The organism is uncultured Campylobacter sp. (assembly GCF_938045465.1).
Lineage (GTDB): Bacteria > Campylobacterota > Campylobacteria > Campylobacterales > Campylobacteraceae > Campylobacter_B.
In genome coordinates, this window is record NZ_CALIBF010000042.1 from 1 (window position 1) to 9,335 (window position 9,335).

The window sequence follows — 9,335 nt, forward strand, 5'->3', positions numbered from 1 at the left end:
AAGCGTTCGAATTATATTCTCAAGCTTGCAATTTAGGAATGGCCAAAGGATGCTACAATATGGGTGTTTTATATAATTTAGGTAAGGGTGTGAATCAAGATTATAAAAAAGCAAACGAATTATATTCTGAGGCTTGCGACTTGGGATTTGGCGACAGCTGTTATAATCTCGGAGTTTTATATTTCTATGGCAAAGGCGTGGGGCAGGACGCGAATACTGCAAAAAAATATTTAAATAAGGCTTGCGATTTAGGATCCAAAGCCGGTTGTGACGGATATAGAAAGCTAAATGAGCTAGGATTTTAATCCGTTTAAATTTTAAGCCGCCCGTAAGCCTGCTTAAATTTGCGGCTTAAATTTAAAGGTCTAAATTTAGACTATATCATCCGCAGGGCAGCGCTAAAAGCGCGGCAAAAGACGCGGGTTTAAAATTTAAACCCATTCCGCTGCGGTAGATGCTGTGTAAGCGGTGCGTAAAATTTAGCAAGCCGCCAAATACGATATTTGCGCCAAAATAAAAGGATGCGTTCCGCCGCCGTTGAAATTTCAGATGAGACGTTAATTCTTTAAGAATTTTAAAATTTTAAGCCCTCTTTTTTGGGGATTAAAATTTCGAGCGAGCCATTAAGAGCGAGTCGCTAATTCGTAGCATTCGCGTCGAACTGCAAAAATTTCCTGATCTCCTCCATCGCCTCTTTGTTTGAAAGGGTAAATTTGATCTCGATGCGGCGGCTGGCGTCCTTGTCCTCGACGCCTCTGCGCATCACGGGCTGCGTGTAGCTGCGACCGCTGGCGATGAGATATTTTTGCAGCCGCTCGTCCTTATTCCACGAGTTGATGAAATCCATCACGGCAAACGCCCTGTTTTGCGAGAGCTCGAGGTTGTACAAATACCCGCCGTCGCTGTCCGTGTGCCCCTCGATGATGATCTGATCTAAATTTTCGCGAATTTCATCGTTATTCAAAAGCGCGGCAAAATAGCTCTGTAGCGTCGAGCGGAGCGCCTCTTTGGCGCCCTCTTTCAGCTCGCTTGAGCCCTTGTCGAAAAGGATTGACGAGCTTAGTGTCATCGCGCCGCTTTCGTTGTCGATGCGGATCTTGCCGCCCAGCTTCTCCTTCAGATCGGCGATGATCTTGACCTTCATTCCGGTGAGATTGCGGATGCGGTTTTTCGTGACGTTGAGGTCCTGTAAAATTTTATTAAAATCGCTCTCCTTCTGCGTGAGCTGATCGAGCAAAAAGGCGATTTTAAGTTCGTTCTGGCTGATCGTAGCGTTGGCGTCGTCGCGCGCTTTTTGCAAAAGCGAGTTTATGTCTAAATTTTCTTTTTTCAGCTTCTCCGCCATCTCGGTTAGATCTTCGATCTGTATGAAGTAGATGGAATTTTGCTTGCGAAGATCGGTATTTTCGATATTTAGTTTCTCGAGCTGGTCGCTAAAAATTTTATTCAGCGCCTCAAGCTCGGCGCTTTTTTTCTCCTGGCTTTGAAGGCTTGCTAGGGCGCTTGAAATTTGGCTTTCTTTCTCCTGCAGGTTGCTTTGCGTGAGGAAGTATTTGACGATGATGCCGCCTACTAAAAGCACGAAAACAAAAAGTAGTCCCGCCATCAAATCGGCGTACGCGATCCAAAAGGTCTCTTTTTCTTCGTTATTCGTTTTCATCTAAAAGTGCTTTTTCATCGATGCTCGCAAGCGTTTTACGAAGCTCTTCGATGATGCTTTCGTTGCTCGTTCGCGCAGCGCCCTCTCCAGCTAAAAGTGCCTTCAAATCCGCGCTTAGCCCCTTAAAGCTAGCGTCAATTTTAGCAGCATAAGCATTCTGTGAACTTGAAATTTCGCCCGCAAACCCGCCCAAGGAGGCATTTAAGCTCTTGATTTGAGCGCTTAATGCACTCGTAATGTTAGCCAGCTCGCCTTGCCCGTCCGTTAAAGTCTTAGACTGGCTTAGATACTGCGCGGAAATTCCGTTTTGAATTTCGATTAGGCTTGCAGACACGGACTTGAGCGCAGATAAAATTTGAGCGAAGCTCTTATCTAACTCGCCGTGAGCGAGATTTGTCCTTTGGACCATCTCTCCTGCTTTTTCAAGCTCTTCTTGTGTAATCGCCATACTTCGCTTCTCGGCTTCCATCACGCTTTCAAAAGCGCCGATTTTTTCATCGATTAGGCGGTTTAGTCTTTCGGTAAAATTCGTAGAGCTCATCATCGCAAATGAGCGCGAAATTTCAGAATTAGCGTTTAAAATTTCACTCAGATAACCCTGTGTTATTTCGTCTTTGTTCCAGAAAAAATTTTTAGTGGAATTTTTGTATTTGATGAGCAGACGCTCATATTTGCTAATGCCTTTTTTCTCAAAATATATCCACCAAAGCGCTAAGAAAATTCCATAGATCGAGACGTAAAACGCTGTGCCCACGCCGCCTAGAAGCTGCGCGATCTCGGTTTCGAGCCCATCGATATTGCTTGAGGAGAAGTGCGGCATCGAAATCGCAATCGAGATGAAAGTTCCTAAAATTCCAAGCATCGGAAAGACTGCCGATGCGACGGAAGCGTAGTTTTGATTACGCAGCGAGTAGCCGTATTCGTCCACAAAAAGATCAAAGCTGGCATCTGATTTTTTCTTACCACCAATGCTTAGGAGATTGGCGACGATGTAATTCTTTAGCTCGCGCTTGAAATCATCAATATTATTTTGAAAATCTAAGCAGCCATATTCTGCATTATGACGAGCTAAAATTAGTGCAATAATGAGCAAAACCGCAAGCATTAGGATCGAGTGCGTCTCTACCTTCAGCCCGATAAGCCCCAAATAGCCCAGCAAAAACACCACAAAAACCGCGATCGGCAGAGCTGCGATCTTAAAAAAAACGCCCGCTAGCGAGCGCTCCTTCGCCTCAGGTAGCGTGATATCGAGCACTTCGTTATTTGGGCGATCCATATTAGTTCCTATTTAGGCAATTTAGATTGTCAAATGCGACTTGCAAGCGCGCCACCATACTCTGCTCGCCTGCTCTTAGCCACTTGCGAGGATCGTAGAATTTTTTATTCGGTTTATCCTCACCTTCCGGATTGCCGATTTGAGCCTGCAAATAGCCGCGATTTTTGGCCTCATAAGCACGCACGCCGTCCCAAAACGCCCATTGCGTGTCAGTGTCGATATTCATCTTTACCACGCCGTAGCTTACGGCTGCCTTGATGTCGGAGGTCTCGCTGCCGCTGCCGCCGTGAAAGACGAAATTTACAGGCTTTTCGGATTGCAGATTAAATTTTTCGCGGACGAATTTTTGTGAATTTTTTAAAATTTCAGGTCTCAGCACAACATTGCCCGGCTTATACACGCCGTGGACGTTGCCAAAGCTCGCTGCAATGCTGAATCTATCGCTGATTTTGCTTAGTCGCTCATAGGCGAGCGCGACATCTGCGGGCTGGGTGTAAAGCCGCGCGTTATCGACGCCGGTATTATCGACACCATCCTCTTCGCCGCCCGTGACGCCAAGCTCGATCTCAAGCGAAATTCCAAGATCGCTTAAAATTTCCAAATACTTCTCGCAGGTCGCTAAATTTAACTCCAAATCATCCTCGCTAAGATCGAGCATGTGCGAGCTAAAAAGTGGCACGCCGTGAGCTTTTTTATTCGCGGCGTTGGCCTTGATGAGCTCGTCGATCCACGGAAGCAGCTTCCTTGCGGCATGATCGGTATGCAAAATCACCGCAACCCCATAATGAGCTGCCAGAGCATGCACTTGATGCGCGCCTGCGATAGCGCCTAAAACTGCGGCATTAGGGCAAGTAGCGCCTGCGTAAAACGCCGCGCCGCCGTTGCTAAACTGAATTATTACGGGCGAATTTGCGATTTTAGCGCTTTCCAAGACGGCGTTTATGGAGTTGCTCCCCACTACGTTTACCGCAGGGATCGCAAAGCCCTGCTGCTTCGCATACGCATAGACCTTACTTACGTCATCGCCGCTTAAAACGCCCGGTTTTACTATATCTAAAACGCCCATTTTTAGCTCCTATATTATTTATACTCGATTTTAGCGTTTTTGTGAAGATCTGCCGCTTTTTGCTCGACTACTTTCGCCGCTTTTTGCTGTCTAAGCACGCGCTCAATAAAAGGCTTTGCCTCGCTTTGACTTAACTGCTTTTTAGCTTGAGACTCCTCTTTTAACACGACGTGATATCCGACCCTGCTTCTAATCGCTTTAGTAGTGATTTGACCATCTTTTATCTTAGAGATCGCATCGGCAAAAGGCTTGACCTGATCGCTAGGCATCCAGCCTAGCTCGCCGCCGGTTTGTTTAGCCTGCGGATCGATAGATTTAGCTTTGGCAAGCTCTGCAAATTTAGTAAATAGTGCACTGTCGCTAAGCCCTTTTAACTGCTTAATAATATCGTTTGCCTCAGCTTCGGTTTTAACGACGATCTGAGCCGCTTTGATTCTCGCAGGCTCGGTAAAGCGCGCTTTGTTTTTGTTATAAAAATCAGCTATTTCTTTATCATCAATATTTATTTTGCTGGCTTCTTTAGCCTGCCATACACGAAGCGCTAAGTTATCTTTTACGATTTCAAGCTCTTTTTTATAAACGTCTTCGTCCATAACGCCCGATTTTTTAGCTTCATCCGTTAGCAGCATCAGATCGATGCCTTTATCGATAAGCTCCTTTTTTTGCTCTGCATTAAGAGCGGCGATATCTACATTGCCTATGCCTTGAAGTAGCGGAGCAAGCTCTTTTTCGGTTACGTCTTTGCCATTTACGGTAGCGTAAACGGTAGCGTTAAGGCTGATAGCGGCAGCCAAACTAAGTGCTGTAAATAAAACTTTTTTCATTATAATTCCTTAAAAAAATTTTAACGGCGATTATAACTCAAAGTTGTTAACAATCAAACTGTACTTTAGAATTTTAGGGTAGAATTCCGCCTTGAGGAAATGTAAATGAGAAGTAAAAAAGATATTTTAGAGATAAAAAAGAGAATTCTGCAAAACTTCGCGGAAGAGCGCAGTGAGTTGAAATTTAAAGACACCTATCAGCTTTTGGTCTGCGTGATGCTTAGCGCGCAGTGTACCGACAAGCGGGTAAATTTGATCACGCCGCGCTTTTTTGCAGAATTCCCAAGCGTTGCAGAGCTTGCAAAGGCTAATCTGGCAAGCGTAAAGCTGCTAATTAGCTCGTGCAATTTCTACAACAACAAAGCGGTAAATTTAATCAAAATGGCGCAGGCGGTGGTTCGCGACTTTGACGGCGTCGTGCCGCTTGATGAAGCGGGGCTAAAATCTCTTGCGGGCGTGGGGCAAAAGACCGCTCACGTCGTGCTTTTAGAGGGCGCGGGCGCAAACGTAATGGCGGTGGATACGCACGTCTTTCGCGTCGCGCATCGCCTGGGGCTGAGCCGTGCAAAGACGCCCGAGCTTACGGAGCGCGATCTGAGCGAGGCTTTTAAAACAGACCTCGGCAAGCTGCACCAAGGCATGGTGCTTTTTGGACGCTACACCTGTAAGGCGATCAAGCCAAACTGCAAGGAGTGCTTTTTAAACGAGCTGTGCAGCAGCAAGGATAAGAATTTCCCGTAAAATTTTAGCCTGCAAATGCGAGCTTAAATTTGACGAAATTTTAAAATTTTGATTCTTGGTAGCTGTGTTTATTATGATCTGTATTTTATAAAAATCGCTGCAAATTTTAAAATCAAATTTGTAATGCAAGAAGCTAAGGCGAAGTATTTTTGTTCTCAACGAGGCAGATTTAAAATTTAAGGGCGGGAGTTACCTAGTTGGTAGTGACCGATTAAAAATTTAAATCCAACGAAGCATGGGGCAACAAGAGACAAGCCGTCACAAGAATTTTAAAGGCGAAGCATCGCGAGATGATTTTGAAAGTTGTGCAGAAAATTTTAATCAAGACTAGGAATAAAGTCCGTCGCAGATTAAAATTTTCAAATTTCTTTCAAAACCAACGTAGCGACGCCGCAAGCGTAATTTCTATAAAGACGCTCAAAAGAGAAACCGCCGTTAAATTTTAAAGGCGAAGTATTTTTTCTTTAGACTAGGCGGAAACGACGGAGGCGAGGGAGCGTATACGCAATACGTGACCGAAGCCGACCGAGTTTCCAACGACGTATAAAGGAAAAAGACAAGCCGTTTCAAGCTACTGAAGCCTAGCGATTATATTTCTCACCACTTCCGCCATCATCTCCACCGACGCTATCTCACAGTGCTCATTCACGGAGTGTGGCGAGTGGATATTAGGTCCTATGGAGCAGGCTTGCAGCTCGGGCTGTTTTGCGACCAGTACGCCGCACTCAAGGCCTGCGTGCACGGCAACAAATTTTGCCTGCGGCTTTTGTTTTTGCAGTTCTTCAAGCACGAGATGCGCGAAGTCGCTGATGCAAGGCGCCCAGTTCGCCGAGCGGTCGGCTACTCTCACATCAAAGCCTAGCGCGCTAGCTAGAGTGCTAGTCTCAAAGCCCAGATTTTCGAGCCCCTCTCGCTTCATCGCGCGTCCAAAAAAGTCAAACTCGATCACGCCCTCTTTTTGCTTAACGGTCGAGAGATTTATGCTTTCGTTTACCATGCCAAGCTGCGTGTCGTAGCTGCGCACGCCCTGGGCAAAGGAGTTGATGAGCGCCAAAATTTTGCCACTATTTACCAGCACGTTCGCTTCGCCATCGCCCAGGCTTTTTACCCACGCTAGGCCGCGCTGCGCCGGCTCATGCGCGCACAGAGCCTTACACACGGCGTTTGCGGGGATCGAGTTACTCCTCTCGCCAAAATCTAGGCTGATGAGCTCGCAGCCCTCCTCGGCGAGGAATTTCGCCAGCAGCTTGGTCGCGTTTGGGATATTTTTATGTATCTCGTTGCCCGAGTGCCCGCCGCTAAGCCCGGTGACGCCAATCTCGTAAATTTTACCGCTCTTTTTGACGCTCACGGCGCCGATTTTTGCGCTCACGTTTATGCCGCCGGCGCATCCCAGCGTCACGCGGTCGTCCTCTTCGCTGTCTAAATTTAGTAAATTTGGCGATAGAATTTTACCATTAAAGGCGTTTGCGCCCACGAGCCCGACCTCTTCGTCGTTGGTAAATAGACACTCTAGGTTCGCAAACTCCCTCATTGCGCCCATCATCATCGCCACGCCAATGCCGTCGTCAGCGCCTAGAGTCGAGTTTTTGGCTCTTAGGATGCCGTTCTCTTCGATGAGCTCTAAATTCGGCGCCGCGCCCACGCAAACCATGTCGTAGTGGCTTTGTAGGCAGATTTTAGGCTCGCCCTTTACGGCGTGGATGTTGCCCGCCTCATCGACGTCCACGCTAAAGCCCTGAGAGCGCGCAAAATCCGCCAAAAACTCCCTCATCTGCTCCGTTTCGCAGCTGCAGTGCGGTATCTCGCACAGCTTTTTAAAATCATTCATAACCTCATTTTTTTGCATGTTTGCTCCTTTTGAATTTACTTTAGCGCGGCGTATCTGCGGCGACACATACCGCTAAATTTAAACGCGACAGCGCCGACATAGCGCTTCCGCAAAATACGCGCAGAATTTCAATCGCGCTAGCTTACGCTGCAGGCAAGCTGCGCAAAATGAAATTTTATGCAAAATCGCATGAATTTTACCGAAATTTAGCAAGAATTTTATTTAAAATTTAGTCAGAATTTTGCCGGGGATTTTTATTTTACGATTACGCCTTCATAGCCCGTTTTAGCGATTTCCTCAAGCATCGCGGTCTCGTTTGTATCATCCTTTGCTACGACGGTTGCTGTTTTGCTCTGCTGCGAAACCTTCGCGTTTATCACGCCTGGCGTTTGCAAAAGCGCCTTTCGCACGATCGTAGTACAGAGCGGGCAGTGGATTTTTTCCACGTAAATTTTAACCTCTTTGTCGGCAAAAAGCGCCATAAATCCAAACATCAAAAACAAAATTTTACGCATAAAGCCCTCCTAAAATTTCGGGATATGTAAGCATAAAGGCAAGCAAGGCTCCTAAGAGCGCGTAGATCAGAATCCATTTTTTGCGCCCGCTTTGCAGCGAGCATGCGCGCGGCTTTTTGAAAAAGAAAAATGCAGAAAGCGCGAAGCAAAAAAGCGCTAGCACAGAGAGTGGCGCGCGGTAACCTTCCAGCGCCTCCGCGCCTGAAAAAATGGAAAAGCTCGCGCCGAAAATCAAAAATAAGAGCGCGGGTAGGCAACAAAATGTCGCGGCAATCGCGCTAAAAATCGCGGCGAATATCAGCCACAGACTGCGCGCACAGAAGCAATTTTTGCCAGGATTTTCCCGCTTTTGCACCGAGGTTTCTTGCGCGGAATTTTCTAGTTTGGTTTTCAAATTTTGCCTTTAAGTATAATCTTAATAATCTTGTCGCACCCTCGTCGGCTTTAGGCGTGGAATTTTATCTGCAAATTTTACCGCTACCAAATTTCGCACAGAGTGGCAAAGAGGCGAAATTTTAAATTCCGCAAGCCGTAAATTTTAAAATTTCGCGCCGAAAAATTTCAAAATTTTGCTCGCTTTAAAATTTCAAAATTTCGCCGCCATGTCGCTCGCAAAATTCTAAAAAATTCTAAAAAATAGCGCTAAAACAAGGCGCGCTTTTACGCGCCCCAGCGCGCATAGTCAAATTAGGAACGGCAGCACGCAGATCAGGCGTGCCTTTATGTATCCGCTTCAAAATCGCCTAGCCGAAAGTCCCTCTACATGCCCACTCAAAAAGCTCAAGTAGTTCGACGTGCCGCATAGCAAAACGCGAACCGCTACAGTTCCTTCGATCTGTAATCGTAGCTGAAATCTTTCGGCGAGTAGTAATTAAGCGTGTTGCCGTCCACTTCGCCGTAAGGATAGCCAAAATTATTGATCGGAAACTGCGCTGGGCGCGGGCTTAGCGTGAAGTCTCTGCCGTAGTTAAAGCCGATCCAGCACATCTCCCAGTTGCCGAATAAATACTCGCGGATTTTAGCGAGCTTGCTGTCGTCATTGCTTAGCTTCTCGCCCAATCGCACCTTTGTAACGTCCGCAGGATCGACCGGGATCCAGCCGTGGCCTTTTAGATAAAATTCCGCCCTGCAGTGCTGCGCGCCCGAGATATGGCTGACGCCGTCTTTAGGCGCGGCGCCCATTTGAGCGCTAAATCTTGACGCGCCGACGCGGATACCAAACATCTCTCTTGCGGCGATGCCCTGTGCGCGGCAAAGTGCGACGAAAACGCTATTTATGTCGGTGCATTTGCCGCTTAGCTTGCCGCTACTTAAAATTTGCTTCACGTCCCCTAGCCCGCAGCCTAGCACGCTGTTATCGCGCTGCATAGTGTTTGCCACCCACGTATAAATCGCGCGCGCCTTTTCCAGATCACCCTTGAT

Annotated in this window: 10 protein-coding genes; 2 read left to right on the forward strand and 8 right to left on the reverse strand. The window is 46.9% G+C overall.

Going from position 1 to position 9,335, the window contains the following annotated elements; all coding sequences use genetic code 11:
* The coding region (locus Q0413_RS02335) for a tetratricopeptide repeat protein (protein ID WP_298986919.1) at positions 1–305 on the forward strand (305 nt) is incomplete at its 5' end.
* Between the two features lie 332 nt (positions 306–637).
* Here the strand turns inward: Q0413_RS02335 and Q0413_RS02340 are convergent.
* The 4 genes from Q0413_RS02340 to Q0413_RS02355 are packed head-to-tail and all read right to left on the reverse strand — an operon-like array spanning position 638 to position 4,826.
* Positions 638–1,660, reverse strand: a complete 1,023-nt coding sequence (locus tag Q0413_RS02340) for an OmpA family protein (RefSeq protein ID WP_298986920.1) — start codon at positions 1,658–1,660, stop codon at positions 638–640.
* Positions 1,647–2,936, reverse strand: coding sequence for a MotA/TolQ/ExbB proton channel family protein (locus Q0413_RS02345; protein WP_298986922.1), 1,290 nt, complete (start codon positions 2,934–2,936; stop codon positions 1,647–1,649). The genes Q0413_RS02340 and Q0413_RS02345 overlap by 14 nt, the downstream gene beginning before the upstream one ends.
* Position 2,937: 1 nt before the next feature.
* Positions 2,938–4,002 carry a class II fructose-bisphosphate aldolase gene (gene fbaA / locus Q0413_RS02350; protein ID WP_298986924.1) on the reverse strand — a complete coding sequence of 355 codons (1,065 nt, stop codon included), beginning with the start codon at positions 4,000–4,002 and terminating at the stop codon, positions 2,938–2,940.
* 14 nt (positions 4,003–4,016) lie between these two features.
* Entirely contained in the window at positions 4,017–4,826 is an 810-nt protein-coding gene (locus tag Q0413_RS02355; protein ID WP_297924405.1) for a peptidyl-prolyl cis-trans isomerase, read from the reverse strand.
* A 105-nt stretch (positions 4,827–4,931) separates the two neighbouring features.
* Between Q0413_RS02355 and nth the strand changes: the two genes are divergently transcribed.
* Positions 4,932–5,567 (forward strand): endonuclease III, encoded by a 636-nt coding sequence (gene nth, locus Q0413_RS02360; protein ID WP_298756822.1) that lies wholly within the window; start codon positions 4,932–4,934, stop codon positions 5,565–5,567.
* A gap of 571 nt (positions 5,568–6,138) precedes the next feature.
* Here nth and Q0413_RS02365 read toward each other — a convergent pair.
* From Q0413_RS02365 to Q0413_RS02380, 4 genes are all read right to left on the reverse strand, one after another.
* Positions 6,139–7,416, reverse strand: a complete 1,278-nt coding sequence (locus tag Q0413_RS02365; protein ID WP_298986927.1) for a M20/M25/M40 family metallo-hydrolase — start codon at positions 7,414–7,416, stop codon at positions 6,139–6,141.
* A gap of 236 nt (positions 7,417–7,652) precedes the next feature.
* Positions 7,653–7,913, reverse strand: coding sequence for a cation transporter (locus Q0413_RS02370; RefSeq protein WP_297943394.1), 261 nt, complete (start codon positions 7,911–7,913; stop codon positions 7,653–7,655).
* Positions 7,906–8,307 carry an aryl sulfotransferase gene (locus Q0413_RS02375; RefSeq protein WP_297943396.1) on the reverse strand — a complete coding sequence of 134 codons (402 nt, stop codon included), beginning with the start codon at positions 8,305–8,307 and terminating at the stop codon, positions 7,906–7,908. The genes Q0413_RS02370 and Q0413_RS02375 overlap by 8 nt, the downstream gene beginning before the upstream one ends.
* A 425-nt stretch (positions 8,308–8,732) precedes the next feature.
* The coding region (locus Q0413_RS02380) for a transglutaminase-like domain-containing protein (RefSeq protein WP_298986930.1) at positions 8,733–9,335 on the reverse strand (603 nt) is incomplete at its 5' end.

What these genes read in the sequence shown, in the direction of transcription:
- Q0413_RS02340 (WP_298986920.1), bottom strand. Translation starts at nt 1,660, where the DNA reads ATGAAAACGAATAACGAAGAAAAAGAGACCTTTTGGATCGCGTACGCC.
- Q0413_RS02345 (WP_298986922.1), bottom strand. Translation starts at nt 2,936, where the DNA reads ATGGATCGCCCAAATAACGAAGTGCTCGATATCACGCTACCTGAGGCG.
- fbaA (WP_298986924.1), bottom strand. Translation starts at nt 4,002, where the DNA reads ATGGGCGTTTTAGATATAGTAAAACCGGGCGTTTTAAGCGGCGATGAC.
- Q0413_RS02355 (WP_297924405.1), bottom strand. Translation starts at nt 4,826, where the DNA reads ATGAAAAAAGTTTTATTTACAGCACTTAGTTTGGCTGCCGCTATCAGC.
- nth (WP_298756822.1), top strand. Translation starts at nt 4,932, where the DNA reads ATGAGAAGTAAAAAAGATATTTTAGAGATAAAAAAGAGAATTCTGCAA.
- Q0413_RS02365 (WP_298986927.1), bottom strand. Translation starts at nt 7,416, where the DNA reads ATGCAAAAAAATGAGGTTATGAATGATTTTAAAAAGCTGTGCGAGATA.
- Q0413_RS02370 (WP_297943394.1), bottom strand. Translation starts at nt 7,913, where the DNA reads ATGCGTAAAATTTTGTTTTTGATGTTTGGATTTATGGCGCTTTTTGCC.